Annotated in this window: 19 protein-coding genes and 1 pseudogene; 13 read left to right on the plus strand and 7 right to left on the minus strand. The window is 59.9% G+C overall.

Features of this window, described 5'->3' with window-relative positions; all coding sequences use genetic code 11:
• Positions 1–11: 11 nt before the first annotated feature.
• The 3 genes and pseudogenes from KUF73_RS01695 (at position 12) to KUF73_RS01705 (ending at position 3,773) form a co-directional block, all read left to right on the plus strand.
• Complete coding sequence (locus KUF73_RS01695; RefSeq protein WP_218436299.1) at positions 12–1,019, plus strand: AraC family transcriptional regulator; 1,008 nt, start codon at positions 12–14, stop codon at positions 1,017–1,019.
• Between the two features lie 180 nt (positions 1,020–1,199).
• A pseudogene (locus KUF73_RS01700) lies at positions 1,200–1,811 on the plus strand (DUF6338 family protein).
• A gap of 147 nt (positions 1,812–1,958) precedes the next feature.
• Positions 1,959–3,773: an ABC transporter ATP-binding protein gene (locus KUF73_RS01705; protein ID WP_218436300.1), complete on the plus strand. Its 1,815-nt coding sequence runs from the start codon at positions 1,959–1,961 to the stop codon at positions 3,771–3,773.
• A 3-nt stretch (positions 3,774–3,776) separates the two neighbouring features.
• Here KUF73_RS01705 and KUF73_RS01710 read toward each other — a convergent pair whose 3' ends face one another.
• A complete protein-coding gene (locus KUF73_RS01710; RefSeq protein WP_218436301.1) occupies positions 3,777–4,730 on the minus strand; it encodes an alpha/beta hydrolase in 954 nt (317 codons plus the stop codon).
• A gap of 286 nt (positions 4,731–5,016) precedes the next feature.
• On the opposite strand from KUF73_RS01710, the gene rbsK reads away from it, so the two are divergent.
• The 3 genes from rbsK to KUF73_RS01725 are packed head-to-tail and all read left to right on the plus strand — an operon-like array spanning position 5,017 to position 8,385.
• The gene (gene rbsK, locus KUF73_RS01715; RefSeq protein ID WP_218436302.1) at positions 5,017–5,955 is read left to right on the plus strand and encodes a ribokinase; all 939 of its coding nucleotides are present in this window, start codon (positions 5,017–5,019) and stop codon (positions 5,953–5,955) included.
• A 43-nt stretch (positions 5,956–5,998) separates the two neighbouring features.
• A complete protein-coding gene (fucP, locus tag KUF73_RS01720) occupies positions 5,999–7,330 on the plus strand; it encodes an L-fucose:H+ symporter permease (protein WP_218436303.1) in 1,332 nt (443 codons plus the stop codon).
• On the plus strand, positions 7,327–8,385 hold the full coding sequence (locus KUF73_RS01725; protein ID WP_218436304.1) for an aldose 1-epimerase family protein: 1,059 nt from the start codon (positions 7,327–7,329) through the stop codon (positions 8,383–8,385). The genes fucP and KUF73_RS01725 overlap by 4 nt, the downstream gene beginning before the upstream one ends.
• Here the strand turns inward: KUF73_RS01725 and deoR are convergent.
• Positions 8,378–9,148: a DNA-binding transcriptional repressor DeoR gene (gene deoR, locus KUF73_RS01730; protein ID WP_218436305.1), complete on the minus strand. Its 771-nt coding sequence runs from the start codon at positions 9,146–9,148 to the stop codon at positions 8,378–8,380. The genes KUF73_RS01725 and deoR overlap by 8 nt on opposite strands.
• Positions 9,149–9,269: 121 nt before the next feature.
• Here deoR and deoC point away from each other — a divergent pair, with 121 nt between their 5' ends.
• Positions 9,270–9,953, plus strand: a complete 684-nt coding sequence (gene deoC, locus KUF73_RS01735; RefSeq protein WP_218436306.1) for a deoxyribose-phosphate aldolase — start codon at positions 9,270–9,272, stop codon at positions 9,951–9,953.
• Here the strand turns inward: deoC and KUF73_RS01740 are convergent.
• Together KUF73_RS01740 and KUF73_RS01745 are read right to left on the minus strand one after the other, a co-directional pair.
• Positions 9,947–10,948 carry an NAD(P)H-quinone oxidoreductase gene (locus tag KUF73_RS01740; protein WP_218436307.1) on the minus strand — a complete coding sequence of 334 codons (1,002 nt, stop codon included), beginning with the start codon at positions 10,946–10,948 and terminating at the stop codon, positions 9,947–9,949. The two genes, deoC and KUF73_RS01740, sit on opposite strands and share 7 nt — an antisense overlap.
• 120 nt (positions 10,949–11,068) lie before the next feature.
• The gene (locus KUF73_RS01745; RefSeq protein WP_218436308.1) at positions 11,069–12,292 is read right to left on the minus strand and encodes a YbfB/YjiJ family MFS transporter; all 1,224 of its coding nucleotides are present in this window, start codon (positions 12,290–12,292) and stop codon (positions 11,069–11,071) included.
• 112 nt (positions 12,293–12,404) lie between these two features.
• On the opposite strand from KUF73_RS01745, the gene KUF73_RS01750 reads away from it, so the two are divergent.
• Positions 12,405–13,280 carry a LysR family transcriptional regulator gene (locus KUF73_RS01750; RefSeq protein WP_218436309.1) on the plus strand — a complete coding sequence of 292 codons (876 nt, stop codon included), beginning with the start codon at positions 12,405–12,407 and terminating at the stop codon, positions 13,278–13,280.
• A 73-nt stretch (positions 13,281–13,353) separates the two neighbouring features.
• Here the strand turns inward: KUF73_RS01750 and KUF73_RS01755 are convergent, their stop codons facing one another.
• Complete coding sequence (locus KUF73_RS01755) at positions 13,354–14,076, minus strand: pirin family protein (protein WP_218436310.1); 723 nt, start codon at positions 14,074–14,076, stop codon at positions 13,354–13,356.
• 302 nt (positions 14,077–14,378) lie between these two features.
• Here KUF73_RS01755 and KUF73_RS01760 point away from each other — a divergent pair, with 302 nt between their 5' ends.
• A complete protein-coding gene (locus KUF73_RS01760; protein WP_218436311.1) occupies positions 14,379–15,329 on the plus strand; it encodes a GlxA family transcriptional regulator in 951 nt (316 codons plus the stop codon).
• 159 nt (positions 15,330–15,488) lie between these two features.
• Entirely contained in the window at positions 15,489–16,961 is a 1,473-nt protein-coding gene (locus KUF73_RS01765) for a winged helix-turn-helix domain-containing protein (protein WP_218436312.1), read from the plus strand.
• Here the strand turns inward: KUF73_RS01765 and KUF73_RS01770 are convergent.
• Positions 16,938–19,742 carry a winged helix-turn-helix domain-containing protein gene (locus KUF73_RS01770; RefSeq protein ID WP_218436313.1) on the minus strand — a complete coding sequence of 935 codons (2,805 nt, stop codon included), beginning with the start codon at positions 19,740–19,742 and terminating at the stop codon, positions 16,938–16,940. The genes KUF73_RS01765 and KUF73_RS01770 overlap by 24 nt on opposite strands.
• A 359-nt stretch (positions 19,743–20,101) precedes the next feature.
• On the opposite strand from KUF73_RS01770, the gene KUF73_RS01775 reads away from it, so the two are divergent.
• The 3 genes from KUF73_RS01775 to KUF73_RS01785 all read left to right on the plus strand — a co-directional run bounded on the left by KUF73_RS01775 (position 20,102) and on the right by KUF73_RS01785 (position 23,050).
• The gene (locus KUF73_RS01775) at positions 20,102–20,677 is read left to right on the plus strand and encodes a flavodoxin family protein (RefSeq protein ID WP_218436314.1); all 576 of its coding nucleotides are present in this window, start codon (positions 20,102–20,104) and stop codon (positions 20,675–20,677) included.
• 32 nt (positions 20,678–20,709) lie between these two features.
• Positions 20,710–21,534, plus strand: coding sequence for an alpha/beta fold hydrolase (locus KUF73_RS01780; RefSeq protein ID WP_218436315.1), 825 nt, complete (start codon positions 20,710–20,712; stop codon positions 21,532–21,534).
• Positions 21,535–21,607: 73 nt separating this feature from the next.
• Positions 21,608–23,050 carry a catalase gene (locus KUF73_RS01785; RefSeq protein WP_305516098.1) on the plus strand — a complete coding sequence of 481 codons (1,443 nt, stop codon included), beginning with the start codon at positions 21,608–21,610 and terminating at the stop codon, positions 23,048–23,050.
• A 34-nt stretch (positions 23,051–23,084) separates the two neighbouring features.
• Here KUF73_RS01785 and KUF73_RS01790 read toward each other — a convergent pair whose 3' ends face one another.
• The gene (locus KUF73_RS01790) at positions 23,085–23,540 is read right to left on the minus strand and encodes a helix-turn-helix domain-containing protein (protein ID WP_218436316.1); all 456 of its coding nucleotides are present in this window, start codon (positions 23,538–23,540) and stop codon (positions 23,085–23,087) included.
• Positions 23,541–23,765: the final 225 nt, after the last annotated feature.

The raw sequence follows: 23,765 nt of genomic DNA on the forward strand, positions 1-23,765 counted from the left end.
GAAGCGTTCACATGCGGGAAAAGGACTCAGTGGCCGCCTACTTCGTGCAGGCAATGATCCATGGGATGGGTGACGACCCGCAGCGGGTGCGCGCCGTGCTTGGACAGGCAGGCATCGATCCGGCGGTGATGCAGCAACCCACGGCGCGGGTACCGGCCAATGCGTTTGCGGCGTTATGGCTGATTCAGATCCGCGAGCTCGACGATGAGTTCTTCGGCCTGGACGCTCATGGCATGCCGCCAGGCGCGTTCGCCCTGATCTGCCGGGCACTGATTCAGGAGCCCGATTTGCACAAAGCCATGCGCCAGTGCCTGACCAACTTCGCCCTGTTCCTGCGCGACTTTCGCGGCACACTGACCGTTCGCGGCAAACGGGCAATCATCAGCCTGGAAACGCAGGCGTCGAACGACGATGCCAGTCGATTTGGCGAAGAGACATTTCTGGTGTTGATGATCAGTTTGTTGTGCTGGCTGGGTGGCCGGCGCATCCCCATCGACCGCGCCGATTTTCGCCACCAACGCATCGCCCTCAGTGATGACCGTTTGCTCTGGGGACCTAATTTAACCTTCGGCGCCGAGCGCACCGAAATCGAGTTCGCCAGTCACTATTTGCGATTGCCGGTGGTCCAGGACCTGGCGTCACTGAAAGTGTTTTTACGCACCGCGCCGCAATGGCTGGTGATCCGCTTCCGCAACCAACATGGCCTGGCGTCGCAAGTGCATCAGCGCTTGCGCAACAGCCATTACAGCCACTGGCCGACCCTTCAGGCATTCGCCCTCGAACAGCACCTGAGCCCCAGCACCTTTCGCCGAAAACTGGAGCGCGAAGGCTGTTCCTATCAGGAGATCAAGGACGAAGTGCGCCGTGCCGTGGCCTTCGAGCAGTTGCGTGAAAGCCGGGCGAGCATCAGCGATATCGCCGAGCAGTTGGGCTTTCAGGAACCGAGCGCATTTCACCGTGCGTTCAAAAAGTGGACGGGGGAGAGCCCAGGGCGGTATCGGGCGAGGTTTCAGGCCTAGATAACGTGGGCCTTCGATTAAATTTTTGTATGACTTTTCGCTGATATTTGCCCGACGATTCCTTGCGTTAAACCTTGAAATTTCTTGTGACGACAGCGACTTCTCAACTGATAGCGCGAGTCGTCCGGGTGATGTATTTGTTTGTACCGAGCCGAAGCTTTCAATGGATTGAAAACTTGCATGGATGATTTGATCAAGGAAGTGATTCCGTTACTCCAGTATTTGATCCCGGGGTTTTTAGCCGCCTGGATTTTTTATTCCCTGACAGCGTTCAAGCGGCCAGACACCTTTGGGTAAATTGTCCAGGCACTGATTTTTACTTTTGTAATCCAGTCGTTGGTTGTTGGTCTGGGGGCCTTTCTGCTGGTTACGGGAGAGCGGTTTTTTTCGGTCGGCTTGTGGGATAGGAAGTCAGAGGCGCTGTGGTCAGCGGTGATTGCGGTGCTGTTGGGTTTTCTTTCGTGTCATGTTGCGAGTAGCGACAGGCTTCACTCTCTACTCAGGAAACTGAAAGTCACCACGCAGTCTTCATATCCGTGCGAGTGGTACAGTGCTTTTTCAACGCGAAAAAGACATGTAGTTCTACACCTGGTCGATGGTAAACGGCTTTTTGGCTGGCCGATTGAATGGCCAACCGAGCCTGCAAGAGGGCAATTCGTTCTTGAGTACCCTCACTGGATTGATGATGGAGGCAAGGGGTTTAATACCGGGGCCGAAGTCATTGTTATTGATGTTTCAAAAGTACAGTGGGTCGAATTCCTGCAATCAAAAGGGTGGCCGAATGACAAGTAAAGCGCCGCAAGAAATGCCGCCTGAAATGAGGCGGCTAATGGAAATCTGGGTCAACGGTGGTCCTCAACCTCCCGGGCTGGTGATTCCGAAGGGGCCTCCACCTACAAAAAGAGATTCCGAGAAACCGCGTCGGCGTAACAGGTAACTATGCCCGCAGTCCTTACACGTTTCTCGTTATTGCTCGACCAGTCCCGGCGCGCGCTGCTACTGGTTTGGGGCACCTCGCGCGGCTTGTTCCTCGGTCTGGTGCTGGCAACGCTGATTGCCGGGGTGCTTCCCGCACTGGCGGCCTGGCTGGGGCAGCGCATTGTCGATGCCGTGGTCTTCGCCATGCAATTGCACGCACAACAGGGCAGCGCGCCTTTGTGGCCAGTGGTGCGTTACGTGTTGTTCGAAGCCGGCGCGTTGGCGTTGTTGTCTGGCGCTCAACGAGCGTTGTCGGTCCAGCAATCTCTGTTGCGCGTTCAGCTGGGGCAGAAGGTCAACACGATGATTCTGGAAAAGGCCCAGACATTGTCGCTGGTGCAATTCGAGAACTCCGAGTTCTACGACAAGCTGGTGCGGGTACGGCGTGAAGCTTCCACCCGGCCGTTGGCGCTGGTGATGAAGTCATTGGGGCTGGTCCAGAACCTGATCGTGTTGATCAGCTTCGGCGTGCTGTTGGTGCATTTTTCGCCGTGGGCGCTGGTGCTTTTGGTGGTGGGTGCGCTGCCGGTGTTTTTTGCCGAAGCGCATTTTTCCGGGGATGCCTTTCGCCTGTTCACCCGCCGAGCCCCGGAAAGTCGACAGCAGACTTACATCGAGACACTGCTCTCCCACGAGGGCTATATCAAAGAGGTCAAGCTGTTCGGGTTTGCGCCGCTGCTGTTGCAGCGTTACCGCAACACGTTCGCTCGTCTCTATGCCGAGGACCGACGACTGACTTTGCGCCGCGATGGCTGGGGATTTGTTCTCGGTCTGCTCGGCACAGGAGCGTTTTATCTGGCCTATGCCTGGGTGGTGGTCGATACCGTCCATGGCAACATCAGCCTCGGCCAGATGACCATGTACCTGGTGTTGTTCAAGCAGGGGCAGACGGCGGTGAGCAGCAGCCTCGGCGCTATCAGCGGTCTTTACGAAGATGGACTCTACCTGTCGAGCCTCTACGAGTACCTGGCCGAACCCGTGGTGGTCGACACGGGTCACCTCACCGTCGGCGCAGTACCCGGCGATGGTTTGCGGTTCGAGAACGTCGGTTTCCGTTATCCGGGTGCCAGTCGCGCTGCGCTGGAAGGCATAGACCTGCACCTTGTGCCGGGCCACAGTGTGGCCTTGGTCGGGGAGAACGGTTCGGGCAAGACCACGTTGATCAAATTGCTGACTCGGCTCTACCGACCCGATCAGGGACGTATCCTGCTGGACGGCAGCGATTTACAGGCCTGGGAGGAAGACGCATTGCGTCGGCGCATCGGCGTGATTTTTCAGGACTACATTCGTTACCAGTTCTCCGTCGGCGAGAACATTGGCGTTGGCGACACGCTGGCATTCAACAATGAACAGCGTTGGCAGGAAGCTGCGGCCGAGGGCATGGCAGCGCCTTTTATCGAGCGTCTGGATCGCGGCTATGCCACGCAATTGGGGCGCTGGTTTGCCGGTGGGCAGGAGCTGTCGGGCGGGCAATGGCAGAAAATCGCATTGTCGCGAGCGTACATGCGCCGTGACGCCGATATCCTGATTCTTGACGAGCCGACCTCGGCGCTGGACCCGGCGGCGGAAGCTGCGGTGTTCGAGCATTTCAGCCAGAACACCCAAGGCCGCATGACCCTGCTGATTTCCCACCGTTTTTCCAGTGTGCGCAATGCCGACCACATCATCGTGCTGGATCAGGGCGCGATCCTGGAGCGTGGCGATCACGACACGCTGGTCGCTGCAGGTGGACGTTACGCGCAGTTGTTCGACATGCAGGCGCGAGGGTATCGATAACCCTCAGGAGTCCTGAGCCCCCCGTGAAAGCGACGGCCCGGCGATCTGCGGTTTGGCTTTCATCAAATTGTCCAGGGCCTGACGATACTGGGTGCCGCCCAGGCTCATGCTGTTGTTGTGCGTGCCACCAGGGATCAATAACAGGCGCTTCGGTTCGCTGGCTGCATTGAACAATTGTTGGCTGAATCGCGACGGCATGAACGGATCGGCCAAACCATGGACCACCAACAGCGGCATGTCGATGTCGACGATCTTGTCGATGGAATCGAACTTCTGTGACAGCAGCCAGCGCACCGGCAGCCAATTGACCGGCAGGTTGTTGCCAGCCACCTCCGCCACGGCATCACCCAGCGAAGTGAAGGTGGACTCGATCACCAGGCCGCGCACCGGCACTGCGACGTGATCCTTTTTCGCCTGCGCAGCCAGGTCCGTCGCAAGGTCGATGGCCACCGCACCGCCCAGCGAATGGCCGTAGATCAAGCGCTTGCTGGCATCCGGTTGCATCGCCGTGAAGCGTTCCCACGCGGCCCGAGCATCTTCGTAAACGCTGGCCTCCGAAGGCAAATCTCCTTTGCTCTGGCCAAAGCCACGGTAATCAATCGCCAGCACTGAATAGCCCATGGCCCGCAATTGTTCGATGCGGAACGCTTGGCCGGTCAGGTTCCAGCGCACGCCGTGCAGGTAAAGGATCGACGGCGCATCGCGGCGCATCGCCGGCCACCACCAGGCGTGCAGGTTTTGTCCGGCCTTGAAGCTTGCAGGCTTGATATCGAATTCCTGAACGTCCTGCGGCAAGCCGCGATACCAACCCGCCGTGCCCGGTTCGATACGGAACAGCAACTCGCGCTCCTTGTATTTGAGCGCGCCGCAACTCACCGGCAGGCCGACGATCAGCGCAGCCATGCACAGCAGCGGCAGCCAGCGTCGGCGCAGACGAGTGAGGAGGGCAGAAGGCATTGGGTGGTTTACCAGCAAAGACATTAAGTTCGCGTTTTAACAGATGCGCCTGGCTTGCAGGAAGATTTTCGACAGTCGTACCGGTGTCGGAAGCAAATCGCGGTACCGCGCCTGTTCTGCTGCAAGAGGCTGTCTTGACACTTGGGTAGTTCTTTTCCCAAAACCGCTCGTCCTTATCTCAATGGGTACTCGATAAAAAGATTGAATAATCACATTAAATGTTATTTAAATAACAAAACAAAGACGCCAGCGTCAGCCTGGCAAGCCGGATCAAGGTGGGAAAGCAATGAGCAAGATCGCAGTCATCGGCAGCAACATGGTGGACCTGATCACCTACATCGACCGCATGCCGGCCAAGGGCGAAACGCTGGAAGCGCCGGGTTTCGCCCTCGGTTGTGGTGGCAAGGGCGCGAATCAGGCAGTGGCGGCAGCCAAGCTCGGTGCCGATGTGCTGATGCTGACCAAAGTCGGCGATGACATGTTCGCCGATAATACCCTGGCCAACTTCCAGCGCTTTGGCATCGACACCCGCTATGTACAGCGCGTCCCCGGCGTATCCAGCGGCGTGGCGCCGATTTTCGTTCAGGCCGACTCCCACAACAGCATCCTCATCGTCAAAGGTGCCAACGCACATCTCGTCCCGGCAGATATCGACGCCGCAGCACAGGCGTTGCGCGAGTGTTCGTTGATCGTTCTGCAGCTCGAAATCAATGTCGAAACCGTTTACTACGCCATCGAGTTCGGTCGCGAGCACGACATTCCGGTGCTGCTCAATCCGGCACCAGCCTTGTCGGGGCTAAGCCGTGAACACTTGGCGCAGCTGGATTTCCTGGTGCCCAATGAGTCCGAGCTGTCGCTGATCAGCGGGCAGGTCGTGGACTCGCCAGAATCCGCGCGCAAAGCCGCGCAAACCCTGGTTGCCAGCGGTGTTCGCCATGTGATCGTGACCCTCGGCCAGCAGGGCGCGCTGTATGTCGGGATAGAGGGCGAGTTCCGTGTTTCCGGGTTGCGTGTCGCTGCGCGCGATACCACCGGGGCAGGGGATGCGTTCATCGGTTGCTTCATTCACCACTGGAGCCGCGACCGCGATATCCATGCCGCCATGATCCAGGCCGTAGCTTATTCCGCCTGTTCGGTCACGGGCCTGGGCACCCAGACGTCCTACCCGGACGCCCAAGCATTCGCGCAATTCCAGCGCAGCTTCGATGCCCCGGCGCCGAAGTGATCCGAACGCTTCACCTTTTCCCAGCCCATCACGGAGAACAACAATGACAAAGCCTCCGCTCCAACAGACACCCGATGGTTTCTACCTGAATCGCACGCCTTGGTTCGCTTTCATTCTGCTGTGCAGCATCTTCGCGCTGTGGGCGGCGGCCGCGAGCATGAACGACGTGCTCATCGCGCATTTCAAGAAGGCGTTCCTGCTCAGCGATTTCCAGACTGCGTTCGTGCAATCGGCGTTTTACCTCGGCTATTTTTTCGTGGCGATCCCGGCCGCGCTGGTGGTCCGGCGTTTCAGCTACAAGACCACCATCCTGATCGGCTTGATGCTGTACATGTTCGGTTGCCTGTTGTTCTTCCCGGCAGCATCCACGGCCAAATACGGCATGTTTCTGCTGGCGCTGTTCGTGATCGCGGCCGGCCTGTCCTTCCTTGAGACCGCCTGCAACACCTATTCGACGCTGATGGGACCACGGGAAACGGGCACCCGTCGGCTGAACATTTCCCAGACGTTCCACCCGTTCGGTGCAATGGCCGGGGTGTATGTCGGCAGTTTCGTGATGTTCAAGGACACGGACGCGACCCGCGAACAGCTCACGCAAATGAGCGCCTCGGACGCAGCTATCCAGCAACTGCAAATGATCCAGTCCACGTTGTTGCCCTACAAATGGATGATCGCGGTCCTGGTGCTGATGTTCATCCTGATTGCCATCACCCGGTTCCCGGCGTGCAAGGGTAATCAACCGGTCAGCAAAAAAACCGCCAGCCTGGGTGAAAGCCTGTCGCGGCTGTGGCGCAACCCGCGCTTTACCTTCGGCGTATTGGCGCAATTTCTGTACGTCGGTGCCCAGGTTGGTGTGTGGAGTTTCACCATTCGCCTGGCCATGCAGCTGGGCGGCATGAACGAGCGCAGCGCCTCGTGGTTCCTGTTGACCACCTTTGCCGCGTACTTCGTCGGCAAGATGATTGCCAACCTGTTGATGCGCAAATTGCACCCGGCCAAGGTGCTAGCGGTGTACGGCGTGCTGTGCATTCTGTTGCTGGCCTACACGATTCTAGTGCCGAACATCACGGCGGTGTATGCGGCAGTGGGCGTGAGTGTGTTCGTTGGCCCGTGCTGGCCGACCATCTACGGCCTGACGATCGATGGCCTGGGCGAAGACACCGGTGTCGGCGGTTCACTACTGGTGATGAGCATCGTCGGTGGCGGGGTGATTCCGATCTTCCAGGGGCTACTGTCCGACTACAGTGGCGGCAATATGCAGTTGGCCTATAGCGTGCCGCTGTTGTGCTTCATTGTGATCGTGGCCTACGCAGTGCGTTGCCTGCGTCACGCTGACAGCGAACGGGCACCGGTGGGTGCGGCGGTGACTTCATGAGCACGCGGATCAACCTTTATCCATCGCAGTTCGGTGAAGCGCGCAAGACCTTGCTTGAGTCCGCTGCGTTCAAGGTCAGCACCTGGGTCTACCCCAGTGGCGTGCTGGCCGTGGAATTGGCAAACAGTCGCGGTCATCTGGTGGTGCTGCCGTATCAGGGGCAGATGATTTGGTCCGCCGTCTTCGACGGTTGCGACCTGACCATGAAAAACCTGTTCAGTCAGCCCAAACCCAGCCCAACGGTGATCGGCACCTACGGATGCTTCATGTTCCACAGCGGCCTGCTGCGCAATGGTTGCCCGAGCCCCGAAGATGATCATCCGCTGCATGGCGAAATGCCGTGCGCGGCCATGGATAGCGCCTGGCTGGAGATCGGTGAAGACAGCGCCGGAAGGTTCCTGCGTCTGGGCGGCGAGTACGAATACGTGCAGGGTTTTGGCGATCGTTATCGGGCGAATCCGAGCGTTACTTTGCACAGCGATTCGGGGTTGTTCGATATCGACATGCAGGTGACCAACCTCGCGGCAAAACCGATGGACCTGATGTACATGGCGCACATGAATTATGCCTATGTCGAAGACGGCCGATTCATCGAGCCGCTTGAGTTCGAGCGTGTGCGCCTGCGCAGCAGCGTGCCGGCACACGTCAAACCGACGCCGGCCTGGAGTCGCTACACGGAGCAGTTGGCGCAGGCACCCGGGCAGTTTCAATGCCTGGACCAGCCAGCGCTTTATGACCCGGAAATCGTGTTTTTCTTCGACGGCGTGCGGGCGGATTCGACCGGTCATGCGCATTTTCTGCTGAGTCATCCGGACGGCGCGGCGTTCTACACCCGCTATCGTCCGGAGCAGTTCGAGCACGCCGCTCGCTGGGTGTTGCACAACGCCGATCAACAGGTGGCGGCATTCGTGCTGCCGGCGACCTGTGAACCGGAGGGCTATCGGGCCGAGTCCGCCAAGGGCCATGTGCGCTCTTTGGCGGCCGGGGATACAGCGGCGTTCAGCGTGACCACCGGCTATCTCAGCGCAACGGAGCAGCAGGCGCTGATCAGGTGATCAGCTGGGCACCGCTGGCGGCGATGGCATCGCGATAGGACTTGGGGATTTTCTTGTCGCTGACCACGTACTGGAAGTCCTGCAAGTCGGCGAAGTGCGCGGTGCGCACGGTGTCGAACTTGCTGTGATCGGCCAGCAGCAAGCGCTGCTGGGCCTGGCGCAGGACCTTCTGCTTGACCTCCACTTCATTGAAGTTGAAGCAGGTCACGCCGAAGTCCTGGCTGACGCCCGCAGCTGAAACAAATGCCCAGGTCAGGCGCACGCTGTCGAGGATGCCGGTTTCGGTCTGGTTCTCGAACACCTGGTTTTTGCGGTGGAACGTGCCGCCACACACCACGATGTGGCAGTTGGGTTTTTGCGAAAGTTTGAGCAGCACGTTCAGCGAGTTGCACACGGCGGTGAACTCCAGATCGTCGGGAATGAAGTCCACGACAAAAGGCGTGGTGGTGCCGCAGTCGAAGAACACCGTATCGCCGGGCTGGATAAAACCGGCGGCCAGTTTGCCGATCCGGCGTTTCTCTTCGACATGCCGGGTGTCTTGTTCGGCTACACGGTAATCGCCGGGTTCGTTGCCGTCGTGGATTTTGGTGATGTAGCCGCCGAGCAGACGCAAGTGGTCGGTGTACTTGGTCAGGTCACGGCGCAGCGTCATCTCCGAAACGTCCAGCAAGGCGGCCATTTCGCGCAGGTGAATGGCGCTCTGGTCTTGCAGGGCTTGCTGAATAAGCTTGAGGCGCTCGGTTTTTTTACTGTCCACAGGCATTCCGGGGTTGATTGTTGATGTTAAATAAGTAACATTATTTGTTAGTTTTGTAACGTTTTTGCGCGATTGATCCTCGATTGTGGCGCAGGGGCATTTGAATACACAAACAGGAGTTTTTGCGATGGCACACCTCGAACCCCAGGCATTGGCGCAGTTTATCGATCATACCTTGCTGGCCCCCGACGCTTCCCGCGAACAAATCGCCACGCTGTGCCGTGAGGCACAGGAGCACGGGTTTTATTCGGTGTGCGTGAACTCGGGCCAGGTGCCCCATGCTGCGCAGTGCCTCGCCGGGCAAAAGGTCAAGGTTTGCGCGGTGGTTGGCTTTCCCCTTGGTGCCGGGCTCAGTGACAGCAAAGCCTTCGAAGCCGAGCGCGCGATAGCCGCCGGGGCGGGAGAGATCGACATGGTGTTGAACATCGGCTGGTTGAAGGAGGGGCTGTTGGATCAGGTTCAGGCCGATATCGCCCTGGTCAAGCAAGCCTGTGGCAGCGTGCCGCTGAAAGTCATCCTGGAAACCTGTCTGCTGACCGACGCCGAAAAGGTCAAGGCCTGCGAGATCTGCCGTGAGCTGAACGTCGCGTTCGTCAAAACGTCCACAGGCTTCAGCCGCAGCGGTGCAACAGTGGAAGATGTCGCCCTGATGCGTCGCACGGTGGGTGCCGGGATCGGGGTGAAGGCATCGGGCGGGGTGCGCGATTATCCGACCGCGCTGGCGATGATCGAAGCCGGTGCCACGCGTTTGGGCACCAGTTCGGGCATCGCCATCATCAGCGGCGCTCAGGCTGCGGGTGAGGGTTACTGAGGGACGCTCAACACGATTTTGCCGATGTGATCGCCAGCTTCCATCCGCGCATGGGCCAGTGAGGCCTCGTTGAGCGGGAAGACCTGGTCGATCATTGGCAGGCAACGGCCCGCGGCGAGTACTGGCCATACAAACTCGCGCAATTGTTCGGCGATCGAGGCTTTTTCTTCCTGGGTGCGCGAGCGCAAGAGCGAGCCGGTCACTATGGCGCGTTTTGCCATGATCGCCAGCAGATCGACGTCTTTGGCGTGAGCGCCTCCGAGAAAGCCGAGCATCACCAGCCGGCCTTCCATGCCCAATGCGGCGATATTCTGATTCAGGTACGAACCGCCCATGATGTCGAGGATGACGTTAACGCCCTTGCCGGCGGTTTTTTCCTGGATAACCTGGACGAAGTCCTGATCGCGATAGTTGATCGCTTCGGCCCCCAATTGACGGATCGCCGCACACTTTTCCTCGCTGCCCGCCGTGGCAAACGCCTTGACGCCGAATTCACGGCACAACATCAAGGCGGTCGTGCCAATGCCACTGGTGCCGCCGTGAATCAATGCGCGTTGGCCTTTGCTGGCACCACCCATGTCGAACAGATTGGCCCACACCGTGAAGTAGGTTTCCGGGACCGCAGCGGCTTGCAGCCAGTTCATGCCCTCAGGGATCGGCAATGTCTGGCTGGCAGGAACGGCGCAATACTGCGCGTACCCGCCGCCGTTGGTCAGCGCGCACACCTTGTCACCGACGATAAAATCAGTCACACCTGTGCCGATTGCCACCACTTCACCCGCCACTTCCAGCCCTGGGATCAGGCTCATGCCGGGTTTCATCGGGTATTTGCCGGCGCGTTGAAGCACGTCGGGGCGATTGACCCCGGCGGCGTGGACGCGGATCAGCACTTCACCGGCGCCAGCAACTGGGATCGGCACCTGGCGCGGCTGCAAGACTTCGGGGCCACCAAATTCGGTGATTTCGATGAGGGTCATGTCTTTAGGCAAATTCATTTCATATACCTGTGTGCAAAGTGTTCAGTAAGGGGGAATCAAAAGATCGCAGCCTTCGGCAGCTCCTACCGGTGTACGCGTTTGATGTAGGAGCTGCTGCGGGCTGCGATCTTTTGATCTTCATGGGCAACTCACAGCAATCAGCGGGTTACGACGGCCCAACAAGCGCACCGCCAACTCCAGCAGCAATGCAATAACAATAGCCCCGGCCGCGATGACGAACATCAATGCATGATGCCCACCGCTGGCATTGAACAGCGCCGAATAGGCAAAACCGGAGATGGCCTGGAATGTGGCGAATGACACGGTGGCGCGACTCCAGGCGATCTGTTGTAGATGATGGTCGGGGATCAGTTCATGCACCCGTGCCAATGCCAGTGGCACGATGCCGGGCGGGAATGAACCGATAATCACCGCCAGCAAGGCCAGTGCCGCAAAGGAGCTGGAGATCGACAGCAGACCAACGGCAATCGCCTGCACCGCCAGCACCAGTCGGATACCCAGCTTTGCCCCCAGTTGATCGGCCAGGAAACCGTAGGTCACCGGTCCGACAATCGCGCCGAGCCCGTACATCACCCAAATCAGCGCGCCGACGTGTTGACCGGCGCCGAGCCCGCGCGCCACGTAATCCACGAGGAACACCATGGCCGGCACCAGTCCCGCCGCCATGAACGCGTATTGAGCGAATAGCAGGTAGACACTCGGGTTTGTCGCTTTCGGTGCGGCATTGGCCGGCACCGGGTCGGCCCCATGAGGCGCGGCTGACGGCCAGCCAAACCAACTGGCGGCAGTCAACACCAGCGCGAGCAAGCCGAGGCCGAGCCAGGTTTGCTGCAAGCCGAGGCTCAGCAGTGGCGGCACGATCGTCCCCGAGCCGGCAATGCCCAGGCCGATCCCGAGAAAGATGGCACCACTGGCCAGGCCTTTTCGTGATGCCGGAACGTGTGGCAACACCGTCGCTGCCACCAGCACCATGATGGCTCCACCAGCGATGCCGGACAGCAAACGCCAGCCGAAAAACCACGCCACTGACAACGGGAAGGCACAAGCGAAAAACGCCAGTGTCACGGCGAGCATCATTAGCCGCAGCGCGGTTTTGTTGGAGGTGCGACGCGCCAGCGGGTGGGCGATCAACGCACCGACCAGGTAGCCCACCAGATTGGCCGCGCCGAGGTACACCACGTCACTGGCGGAAAACCAATGGGCCTGGATCAGCGAGGGAATCAAAGGCGTGTAGGCAAAACGCGCCAGGCCGATACTGACCAGGCTGGCGCAGAGACCGGCGAAGATCGGCAGCCAGATCGCGTTGCGCGGTGCGTCGAGAGAAGGCAATGAGCTGGGCATGAGCGTGGTCCCGCAGGTTGACTATGGGGGCCAGCATAACGACATTTTTCGATGCAATAATGCTGCGATTTCACGTTACAGTGATGCGTATCTGCATCGGTTAGGAGAACCTATGAACTGGGATGACGCACGGGTATTCCTCGCGGTGTGCCGCGAATCAACGCTACGCGGTGCCGCACGGGTATTGGGTGTTGATCAGGCCACGGTGGGTCGGCGGATTGCGGCGCTGGAAAAGTCATTGAGCGCGACGTTGTTTCTGCGCACCTCCGAAGGCTATGCGCTGACGGCGGTAGGCGAAGCGGCGATGCGCGCCGTGGAGAAAATGGAACATTCGGCACTGGAACTGGAGCGCCAGATTCAGGGGCTCGATGATCGGTTGACCGGCATCGTGCGAGTCACCACCACCGACTCGCTAGCTATCGACTTCCTGATCCCGGCCATTGCCCGTTTGCACCAACAGCATCCCGACGTTCGGGTGCAACTGGACGCGTCAACGCAAATCGCCAGCCTGGCGAAACGCGAAGCCGATATCGCCGTGCGTAATACCCGACCGGACAACCCGGACCTGATCGCCCGGCGAATCGCCCGTTGGCCAGTGGGCTTGTTCGCTTCGCAAGCGTACCTGGACGCTCATGGCATGCCCGAAGCGGGATCGGCGTTCGAGGGGCATGATCTGGTGGTGTATCAGCCGTACTTGCAGGGTGGCAAGGACATGACGCTGGTCAACGAACCGTTGGGACGCGGGCGGATTGTCGCCAGCCTGAGTTCCAGTCTGCTGGTGCGCCAGTCCATCGCTGCGGGGATCGGGCTGGGGGAAGTTTCAGTGTACGTGGGGGAGAGGGAAGGGATGGTCAGGGTATGGCCGGAGCGCACACGGACGTTGCCGTATGACGTGTGGTTAGTGACCCATGCGGACTTGCGGCATACGGCCAGGGTGCGAGCGGTGATCGATGAGATCGTTGCGGGGTTTTCCGGGACTGGCGAATAACATCAAAGGATCGCAGCCTCACCGCACCCCTGTAGGAGCTGTCGAGTGCAACGAGGCTGCGATCTCTTGATCTTTACGGCATTTCAGGCAATTCCTGCGGACGCAGGTCAAACACCAACACTTCCGCATCCATTCCATTGCTCAACGTCAGCACCTGTTCTTCACGAACCCGCACACCATCGCCTTCCTGCAACGACATGCCGTTGAGTTCGACACTGCCTCGAGCCACATGCACGTAGGCATAGCGATTGGCGGTCAGTTCCAGGGTGGCGGTTTCCTTGCCATCAATCAGGGCGGCGTACACCCGCGCATCCTGGCGCACTTTCAACGAACCCTTGGCGCCGTCGGGCGAGATGATCAGTTGCAGGCGACCGCGTTTTTTCTGCGTGCTGAAGTGCTCCTGCTGATAGCGCGGTTTGGCGCCGCTGACTTCCGGCACGATCCAGATTTGCAGAAAGTGCACTGGCCGCTTTTCCGAGTGGTTGTATTCACTGTGCGCCACGCCGCTGCCGGCGCTCATCAATTGCACGTCGCCGGGACGGATTACCGAACCGGTGCCCAAGGTGTCTTTGTGTTCCAGCGCGCCTTCGAGCACATAGGAGAAAATCTCCATGTCGCGATGCGGGTGTTGGCCGAAGCCTTTACCGGCTGCCACGCGGTCATCGTTGATCACCAACAGATCGGAAAAACCCTGTTCCCGCGGGTTGCGATAGTTGGCGAAGGAAAAGGTGTGGAACGACTTCAACCAGCCATGGTTGGCTGCGCCGCGGTCCGAAGCTTTGCGAAGGGTCAGCATGAAGAAATCTCCTGTGGGGACGTGAATTCGTCCGAGTGAGGAGAAGGTTAATGTTTATCGTTTGGTGCAATAAGTAGATGAAAATTGAAATACTGTCCCTTTGAGGTTGACAGTAATGCGCAGACGACGTTGGCGCTACACTTCGCCATAATGCACGGCACCAAAACCTGTAGGAGCTGAGTTTGTTCGCGATAGCAGTCTTGAATTCAGTGAAAATGCTGACTGTTAAACCGCTATCGCGAGCAAGCTCGGCTCCTACAGGGATGGTGCTCTTTTCTTATGATTCCAGTGATTTAAAACCCATGAAAACCGTGGCAATGGTGCTGTTTCCCGACTTTCTCCTGCTCGACATGGCCGGGCCAATGGAAGTGTTTTCCATCGCCAACCGGTATCTGCCGCCAGAGGCCCGTTATGCGTTGTCGACCATCAGCACCGAGCAGGGCCCGTTGCGGGCCTCCAATGGCGTTAGCGTCCAGGCTGATCGGCATATCGATCAGGCTTGCGAGCACTACGACCTGTTGCTGGTGCCGGGTGGGCCGGGGGCCTACAACGAGAAGCACCCGGCATTGCTTGGCTGGTTGCAGGGTGCCGTTCCCCGCGCCAAGCGGTACGGTTCGATCTGCACCGGCGCATTTGTGCTGGGTCATGCCTGTTTGCTCGACGGCTTTCGCGTAACCACCCACTGGCATTACACCGAGCGCTTGATCAAGGCCTTCCCCGAGGCCACGGTCGAGACTGACCAGATTTACGTCCTGGACCGCAACCTCATCACCTCCGGTGGCGTCACCGCCGGCATCGACCTGGCGCTGGCAGTGGTCGCAGAAGACCACGGCAAGAAAATCGCCCAAGACGTGGCCAAGGTGTTGCTGGTGGTGATGAAACGCCAGGGCGGCCAGGCGCAGTTCAGTCCGTTGATGGCGGCGGTCGCCCCCCATGAAACGGCGATCACCCGGGTGCAGAATCATGTGCTCGAACACCTTGATGAAGCCTTCAGCATCGAACGCATGGCCAGCCTGGCTGCCATGAGTCCACGGCATTTCACCCGGGTGTTCGCCCGCGAGGTGAATATGACACCGATGGAGTTTCTGCAAAGCGCACGCATTGACTGCGCCAGGAACCTGCTGGAAACCGGCGACCTGCCGCTCAAGACCGTGGCGTTCAAAAGCGGCTTTGGCAGCGTGCGGCACATGCGTTTTTTGTTCAGCGAAAAACTCGGCCTGACCCCGACCCAGTACCGCGAACAATTCAGCTAGGCCCTTGGCCGTTGCGCGCACCGAAATGGCCGTGACACTCCCTCCAAGGTAGTTGTACCGTCACGGAGGCCTGCCAAGATAGTGGTGAACTCATTGCAAGGAAGGTACGGAGCCTGGATGGACTCGCGTGCCGAGCAGGTTTCCGACGGGTGAAGCTGCATGAATAGCCTCAGAGATCTAAATATCGACACGGTGCTGCACTTCGGCCCTTTCGCGTTCCATCTGAATCAGCGACTGGTGCTGGAAGGCGATCAGCCGCTGCGCCTGGGCGGACGGGCCCTGGATATTCTGCAGGTGTTGGTCGAGCGCGCAGGCTCGGTGGTCAGCAAAGACGAGCTGATTGCTCAGGTCTGGCCTAGGTCGGTGGTCGAAGAAATCAACCTGCGTGTACACATCGCCGCGCTGCGCCGAGCCTTTCGCGACGGGCAGAACGGCCACTGTTTTATCGTCAACATTCCCCAGCGCGGCTACAGCTTTGTCGCGCCGCTGCAGCAGGCCGCGCACGTCTCGCCGCTCGCCATCGATACCCTGCACAAACCCCAACACAATCTGCCGGCGCGACTGACACCGGTTACCGGTCGCGATGCCGTGGTGGGCAGTCTGGTGCGGCAGTTGCCGGTGCGGCGTTTCATGACCCTGGTCGGGCCGTGCGGCATCGGCAAGACCACTGTCGCCGTGCGTGTGGCCGAACTGCTGTTGCAGCACTATCGCGACGGCGTGTGGTGGGTGGATCTGGCAGTTATCGATGACCCGGCGCAGGTGGTCGATCATCTGACGCGCACCCTTGGGCTGGACGTTGGCAGCACGCTGGATACGCTGCGACAACGGCACGCGTTGTTGATCCTCGATAACTGCGAGCACTTGCTGGAGCGCTGCCGGAGCCTGGTCGAGGGGCTGCTGATTTGCGCGCCACGCTTGTCGATTCTGGTCACCAGTCGCGAGCCGCTGCTGGCCACGGGCGAAACGCTGCTGGCTCTGCCGCCGCTGGTGGTGCCGCCGGCATCGGCCTTGCGCAGTGTCGATGAGGTCATGGGCTATTCGGCGGTGCAATTGTTTGTCAGCCGTGCACGTGCCCGTCAGCAAGGTTTTGCCCTGCGTGAACAGGACCTCAAAGCCGTGCGTGAAATCTGCCGACGCCTGGACGGTTTGCCCTTGGCGATTGAACTGGCGGCCGCGCAGATCGATGCGTTGGCGGTGGTGGGGTTGCAGGCGCAACTGGATAATTGTTTTCAGCTGCTGACCCAAGGCCGGCGCACCGCCGTCCCTCGGCACCAGACCCTCAAAGCTGCGCTGGACTGGAGCTATGAACGGCTGTGCCCGTTGGAGCAAACCGTGTTGCAGCGTCTGGCGGTATTCAAATCGGCCTTCACCGTGGACGCGGCGATGGGCGTCATCAGTTGCGCAACGTTATTGCCCGCCAGCCTGATCAAAGTGATGGAAAGCCTGGCGCTCAAATCACTGCTGTCGCTGGAGCAAGTTGACGGTGTGAGCCGTTATCGTTTCCTCAATACCACCCGCAGCTATGCCCTCGAAAAACTCGAACACAGCGGTGCCTTGCGCACCTTCGAGATGCGTTACGCCGGCTACATCAGCCATGCACGCCAGCCTTCAGGCCGGCAAGTGGCTGTGTAGCTCGTCGATCAAGCGCTGCACGGCGGTCAGGTCTGGCGTGGTGTAACCCTCGGTGAAGCGTTGGTAGATCGGCGTCAGCAGTTCATAGGCCTGTCGGTAATGGCCCTGACGCTGCCAAAGCCGCGCCAGCGAGGTGGCGCTGCGCAGTTCCCAGGCCAGGGCACCCTGGGATTTCGCTACGTTGAGCGCCCTGATCAGCACGCTTTCGGCGTCGCCGTTTTTTACCGGGCAATCGGCGGCCAGCAGCGCATCGGCCCGAGCACGCAGAATCTCCGCGGTGCTCCAGCCGGCCGCGCCGGTGTCGGCCCGCTGCAGCAAATCGTCATCGACGAAAGCCGTGTCGAGCGTGACCATGATTTCCTTGATCAAACCCACGCCAGCTCGCCGCGACGGGTGTGCGTCGGCACTGTCGATGACCTGTGCATAGTGTTGCGCCCAGGTGTAGAACAGCAACACCGAGTGTTTCTGCGCTTGTTCCAGCAACAGGTGCAACAGCTCGCGGGCGGTGCGAGTATCGCCGTTGTAATGGGCGATCAGGCAGCCGGCCAGCGCCAGGGTGTAGCAGATAGAGGTGCCATGGTTGATCTGCAAGGCAATGTTTAGCGCTTGGCGGGCGGCGCGCCAGGCTTGCTCCGGTTGACCCTGAATCCAGAGGATGCGCGCCAGAATCGTCAGGGCCGCAACGCTCTGGTCATATTGCACGCCAAAGCCATGGGTAAAACGGTTGAGATGGCCGCTGTGGGCCATGCGCTGGATCACTTCTTCGGCACTTACCCGCGCGCGTTGTTGATCCCCGGAAAAGTGCAGGGCCAGCACCCGCAGGCGGTGGGTGCTGAGGGACAACACCGGGTCGCCGTGCAGCCCCAACCGGTCAAATTGCTGACTCTGTTCCAGGGCCATTTGGTAGTTGCCGCAACTGAGGTTGACCGCCAGATGCCCAGAGATGGCGCGCAGCTGTCCGGCCACATCGTTGCAGTGTTTGGCCAGGGTCCGGGCGCTGACGAAGGCTTCTACGGTTTCCGCCGTACCGCCCTGGGCGTGGTAACAGGCGCTGCCGAGGGCCAGTTTCAGGGCCATTTTCAAACGCGGGCAGGGCTCGGGCGCAGCATCGAGCAGCATCAGCGCTTTGCGCACGTAACCGCCGTGCTCCTTGAGCAGCGACAACTCCTGCCACAGTGGCGTCGATGTTGCAGTCAGGCGGATCGCCAGCGCGTGCGGCCCCTGGGCGGACAGCCCCCAGTCGAGGGCCGCACGAATGTCTTCCAGGCTGCGGGCATAGCGCTCGATCCACCGACCGGTTGGAATGTGCTCCCAGTCGTTCTGCGCCTGATGCATCAGGGCCAGGCAGCGTTCGGCGTGGCGTTCGCGGGTGTCGGGCAGTTCGGCGGTCTGTTCGAGTTTTTCCAGGGCGTAACTGCGGGTGGTGTCGAGCAGGCGGTAGAACACTTCTTCGTCACCAACGTCCACGTTGAGCAGGGACTTGGCCACCAGTTGCGTAATTGAGCCAAACACCTCACGGGGTTCAATGTGTTCGCCGACGATCACCGCCGCTGCCGACGCCAGAGTAAAGCCGCCACGGAAAACCCCCAGCCTGCGCAGGCAGGTTTGTTCGCAGGCACTGAGCAGTTCGAAGCTCCAGTCCAGCGTGGCGTGCAGGGTTTGATGCCGGCCCAGGGTCGTCAGGCAATTGTGGTTGAGCAGGCGAAAGCTGTCTTGCAATTGCGCAAGCAAACCGGCGAGGCCAAGGTTGTCCACTTGCGCGGCCGCGAGTTCCAGGGCCAGCGGAATGCCGTCGAGGCGCCGGCAGATGTCGATGACCAGCGGCAACTCGGCATCAGTCAGCTCGAAGCTGTCCTGGCTGGTCATTGCTCGCTCGACGAACAGTTGCAATGCGGAAAAACTCAGCGCCTGGGCACGGTCCAGCACCGCGATGGGCGGCGGGCAGTCCAGTGATTCCAGGCGCTGGACGAACTCCCCCTCGGCTCGCAGGCCCTCGCGACTGGTGGCCAGGATGTGTACCTGTGGCGCGCCACGCAGCAGGCATTCGCAAAGCAGTGCCACGGTGTCGATCAGGTGTTCGCAGTTGTCGATGACCAGCAACATCTGGCGATCGCGCAAGAACGTCGCGAGGCCGATCATCGGTTCGCCGTCGTGCAGGGACAGGTCCAGCAGTGTCGCCAGATGGCTGGTGATTATCAGCGGATCGTTGATCGGCGTCAGGTCGAGCAGGCGAATACCATCTCGATAACGGCCAATCAGTTGCTCGGCGACACGCAGGGCCACGGTGGTCTTGCCGATGCCACCGGGGCCGACCAGCGTGATGAAACGCTGGCGTGGCAAATGGGTAACCAGGTTGTCGACCAGCGCCTGACGGCCAATCAGCCGGGTGCGGCGCAGGGGCAGGTTATGGCCGCTCGACTCCAGCGGCTGGCTTCGCGGGTCTTGTTCGATCTGTTCCAGCGAGTACGGGGCGACAAAACTGTAGCCGCGCTGGGCCACGGTGACGATGTAGCGCTGGCCGGCCTGGCCATCGCCGAGGGCTTTGCGCAGGGCTGCCATGTGCACCCGCAGGTTGATCTCTTCCACTACGCTGTTGGGCCAGACTTCGGCGATCAATTGCTGCTTGCTGACGACATTCCCGGCGTGTTGCAACAGGATCACCAGGATGTCCATGGCCCTTCGGCCCAGGCGCAGGGGCCGGTCGGCCTCCATCACCAGGCGTTGTCCGGGGTAGATCCTGTAGGGGCCGAAAAGCACAGCCTGATCGGGGGAAAGGGTCAACGTGTCACTCCTGCCTGCATCCGTCTAGTACGCGGTTTTCCGAGCATATTCCTCAGGTTTTTTGTCGAGCGCAATGCGGTGCGCGAGTGACTGTCGGGTGCGCGCATTGACTGTAGCGTATCAGTCAGTAGCCGACAGTCCCGTGAACATTGGACAAGGGGTATGAATAAGGACGGTCGGGGCTTTTGGCGCACCAGGGAAAATTAACAACGTTTAACTCGTCCAACCTCCGGTCTACCCCCAAGACTCCTGTAGGAGCTGCCGAAGGCTGCGATCTCTTGATCTTGAAAACCAAAATCAAAAGATCGCAGCCTGCGGCAGTTCATACAGGGAATTTGCTTTTTCAGGAGGACGCCGAAGTGAGCAAGGTAGTGGTGGTCTATCACAGCGGCTACGGGCATACCCGGGTCATGGCTGAAGCCGTGGCCTTGGGTGTGGAACGGCATCTGGGCAGCACCTGCCGGCTGATTGCGGTGGAAGAAGTGGACGAACACTGGGAGCAGTTGCACCAGGCCGATGGGATCATTTTCGGCGCGCCGACCTATATGGGCAGTGCTTCGGCCGCCTTCAAGGGCTTCATGGAAGCCACGGCGTCGTTCTACCTGGCACAGCCGTGGCGCGACAAACTGGCTGCCGGCTTCACCAACTCCGGCTGCCTGTGCGGCGACAAGCTCAACACGTTGCTGCAGATGGCGGTATTCGCCGCCCAGCATTCAATGATCTGGGTCGGCCTCGACCTGTTGCCGGCGCGCTCCGGCACCGGCGTGTTCGACGGGCAAATGAATCGCCTGGGCAGTTCGCTCGGTGCCATGGCCCAGTCGAATGTCGAACAATCCCCTGATCTCGCCCCGCCCCCAGAAGACCGCTGCACCGCCGCGCATCTGGGCGAGCGGGTCGCACGACTGGCCGAGCGCATGGGCCGCGCATCTGAATGATTCCAACTAACCCCACGTAAGGAGCACGCCTCATGAGCACGTTCACCACCCGCGACGGCACCGAGATTTACTTCAAGGACTGGGGCACCGGTCAACCCATCGTCTTCAGCCACGGTTGGCCCCTGAATGCCGACAGCTGGGAATCGCAGATGATCTTCCTCGCGTCCCAGGGCTACCGGGTCATCGCCCACGACCGTCGCGGCCACGGTCGCTCCAGCCAGCCATGGTTCGGCAATGACATGGACACCTACGCCGATGACCTCGCGCAACTGATCGAACACCTGGATTTGCAGAACGCCGTACTGTTCGGTTTCTCCACCGGTGGCGGCGAAGTGGCGCGTTACATCGGTCGCCATGGCACCGACCGCGTGGCCAAGGCCGGGCTGATTTCATCAGTGCCGCCGTTGATGCTCAAGACCGCAGCCAACCCTGGTGGCTTGCCGATCGAAGTGTTCGACGGCATTCGCCAGGCTTCATTGGTTGACCGCTCGCAGCTGTACAAGGACCTCGCCAGCGGCCCGTTCTTCGGCTTCAACAAGTCTGATGCCAAGCCGTCCCAAGGCATGATCGACTGGTTCTGGATGCAGGGCATGACCGCCGGTCACAAGAACGCTTACGACTGCATCAAGGCATTCTCGGAAACCGACTTCACCGAAGACCTGAAGAAATTCGACATCCCTACGCTGGTGGTGCACGGCGACGCCGACCAGGTGGTGCCGATCGAAGCGGCGGGCATTGCTTCGGCAGGATTGGTGAAAGGTTCTACGCTGAAGGTCTACCCCGGCGCGCCCCACGGCTTGACTGACACCCACAAGGATCAGCTCAACGCCGATCTGCTGGCGTTCCTGAAGGGTTGATGCACACCGGCGCGGGCGTAGATCTGCGCCGGTTCTTGCTCCTGATGAGCAACCATCCATTGAGAACCTGATCGTGAAAAAACTGACCAACGCCACCGGCGCTCCGGTGGCCGACAACCTCAATATCCAGACCGCTGGCCCCCGTGGCCCGGCACTTCTGCAAGACATCTGGTTACTGGAAAAACTCGCTCACTTTGACCGTGAATTGGTCCCGGAACGCCGCATGCACGCCAAGGGCGCCGGCGCCTACGGCACCTTCACCGTTACCCATGACATTACCCGTTATACCAAAGCCAATATTTTCAGCTCAGTGGGCAAACAGACACCGCTGTTCGTGCGTTTTTCCTCGGTGGCCGGTGAGCGCGGTGCGGCGGATGCCGAGCGCGATATCCGGGGTTTTGCGGTGAAGTTCTACACCGACGAAGGCAACTGGGACATCGTTGGCAACAACACCCCGGTGTTTTTCTTCCGCGACCCGCTGCGTTTTTCCGACCTCAACCATGTGGTCAAACGCGACCCGCGCACCGGCCTGCGTAATGCCACCAGCAACTGGGATTTCTGGTCGCTGCTGCCCGAAGCGTTGCACCAGGTCACCATCGTCATGAGCGATCGCGGCATTCCCACCAGTTTCCGCCACATGCACGGTTTCGGCAGCCACACCTTCAGCCTGATCGACCGTGATAACCAGCGAGTGTGGGTGAAGTTTCATTTCGTCTGCCAGCAAGGCATCGAAAACCTCTCGGATGCCGAGGCCGCCGTGGTGGTTGGCAAGGACCGCGAAAGCAATCTGCGGGATTTGTACGAAAGCATCGAGCAAGGCCATTTTCCGCGTTGGAAACTGTGCGTCCAGGTGATGACCGAAGCGCAGGCGAATACCTATAGGCACAACCCGTTTGATTTGACCAAGGTCTGGCCACATGGCGAGTTCCCGCTGATCGAAGTCGGCACCATGGAGCTCAATCGCAACGCCGAGAACCACTTTGCCGAAATCGAACAAGCGGCGTTTTCCCCGGCCAACGTGGTGCCCGGTGTCAGCTTCTCGCCGGACCGCATGTTGCAGGCGCGGCTGTTTTCCTATGGCGACGCGCAGCGCTATCGTCTGGGCGTCAACTTCAATCACATCCCGGTCAACGCACCGCGCTGCCCACACCACAGCTATCACCGTGACGGCGCCATGCGCACTGACGGCAACCTGGGCGGCACCGCCAGTTATTTCCCGAACAGCGTGGGTGAGTGGGAGGACTCGAAGGAACTGTCCGAGCCGCCGCTGCCGTTGGAAGGCTTTGCCCAACACTACGACCATCGGCTCGAAGAGGATCATTACGAGCAGCCGGGCAATCTGTTTCGCCTGCTCGACCCGGCGCGCCAACAGTTGTTGTTCGAGAACACCGCTCGGGCCATGAACGGTGTTCCGCAATTGATCCGTCAGCGGCATATCGACAACTGCACCAAGGCTGATCCGGCCTATGGTCGCGGGGTGGCGGATGCGTTGGAGCGGTTGGTTCCACTGCGGTAGAGAAAGATCAAAAGATCGCAGCCTTCGGCAGCTCCTACATTGGAATGCATATCCCTGTAGGTGCTGCCGCAGGCTGCGATCTTTTGCTTCTCAGGTCACCCACGACCTTACAACGCCAGGCAAACGGATTGATGCCTTCGCTGCGGGTGAACATGTGGCAGAAATGCGCCTGGTCACAGAAACCGCATTCGAGGCTGATTTGTGTGAGGCTCAGGTCGGTGTGCTGGATCAACAGCTTGGCCCGGGCGATGCGCTGCTGGCGTATCCAGTCCTGTGGCGAGTAGCCGGTGCTGCACTTGAATGCACGGGAGAAATGACTGCGGGAGAGGGCACAGGCTTCGGCCAGTTCGGTGACTTCCAGGCTGTCGCCGAGGCGTTCAAGAATAATTTTTTTTACCAGCCGCTCGCGCTGCGGACTGAGGCCGCCACTGATGGTTTTGCACGATTCGCTGATAGAGGGGCGGGCGACGAGTTGCTGTAAATGAGCCATGTCCAATATCCGTGTTAGTGGGAATGTACTGGCGCACTGCACGCTCAGCCAGCACATGCCCTCTGGAAAAAAACAGCTCTGCGCAGAGGGTTTTATTGTTGGGGGCTACTCGTGGGCTGACGAGTTAAACGTTGTTAATTCCACGCTCGCGCGACCAACTCAGCACACCGTTGCAAGTGCGCTGCAGATGGGCCGGGCAAGATGGGACCAATAGGGGCGGACCAT

Origin of the sequence: Pseudomonas sp. PD9R (genome assembly GCF_019200975.1) — a bacterium.
In the GTDB taxonomy this organism is placed as follows: domain Bacteria; phylum Pseudomonadota; class Gammaproteobacteria; order Pseudomonadales; family Pseudomonadaceae; genus Aquipseudomonas.

Excerpts from the sequence above, each read along its gene's own strand:
- KUF73_RS01695 (WP_218436299.1), top strand. The coding sequence starts at position 12 with ATGCGGGAAAAGGACTCAGTGGCCGCCTACTTCGTGCAGGCAATGATC.
- KUF73_RS01705 (WP_218436300.1), top strand. The coding sequence starts at position 1,959 with ATGCCCGCAGTCCTTACACGTTTCTCGTTATTGCTCGACCAGTCCCGG.
- KUF73_RS01710 (WP_218436301.1), bottom strand. The coding sequence starts at position 4,730 with ATGCCTTCTGCCCTCCTCACTCGTCTGCGCCGACGCTGGCTGCCGCTG.
- rbsK (WP_218436302.1), top strand. The coding sequence starts at position 5,017 with ATGAGCAAGATCGCAGTCATCGGCAGCAACATGGTGGACCTGATCACC.
- fucP (WP_218436303.1), top strand. The coding sequence starts at position 5,999 with ATGACAAAGCCTCCGCTCCAACAGACACCCGATGGTTTCTACCTGAAT.
- KUF73_RS01725 (WP_218436304.1), top strand. The coding sequence starts at position 7,327 with ATGAGCACGCGGATCAACCTTTATCCATCGCAGTTCGGTGAAGCGCGC.
- deoR (WP_218436305.1), bottom strand. The coding sequence starts at position 9,148 with ATGCCTGTGGACAGTAAAAAAACCGAGCGCCTCAAGCTTATTCAGCAA.
- deoC (WP_218436306.1), top strand. The coding sequence starts at position 9,270 with ATGGCACACCTCGAACCCCAGGCATTGGCGCAGTTTATCGATCATACC.
- KUF73_RS01740 (WP_218436307.1), bottom strand. The coding sequence starts at position 10,948 with ATGAATTTGCCTAAAGACATGACCCTCATCGAAATCACCGAATTTGGT.
- KUF73_RS01745 (WP_218436308.1), bottom strand. The coding sequence starts at position 12,292 with ATGCCCAGCTCATTGCCTTCTCTCGACGCACCGCGCAACGCGATCTGG.
- KUF73_RS01750 (WP_218436309.1), top strand. The coding sequence starts at position 12,405 with ATGAACTGGGATGACGCACGGGTATTCCTCGCGGTGTGCCGCGAATCA.
- KUF73_RS01755 (WP_218436310.1), bottom strand. The coding sequence starts at position 14,076 with ATGCTGACCCTTCGCAAAGCTTCGGACCGCGGCGCAGCCAACCATGGC.
- KUF73_RS01760 (WP_218436311.1), top strand. The coding sequence starts at position 14,379 with ATGAAAACCGTGGCAATGGTGCTGTTTCCCGACTTTCTCCTGCTCGAC.
- KUF73_RS01765 (WP_218436312.1), top strand. The coding sequence starts at position 15,489 with ATGAATAGCCTCAGAGATCTAAATATCGACACGGTGCTGCACTTCGGC.
- KUF73_RS01780 (WP_218436315.1), top strand. The coding sequence starts at position 20,710 with ATGAGCACGTTCACCACCCGCGACGGCACCGAGATTTACTTCAAGGAC.
- KUF73_RS01790 (WP_218436316.1), bottom strand. The coding sequence starts at position 23,540 with ATGGCTCATTTACAGCAACTCGTCGCCCGCCCCTCTATCAGCGAATCG.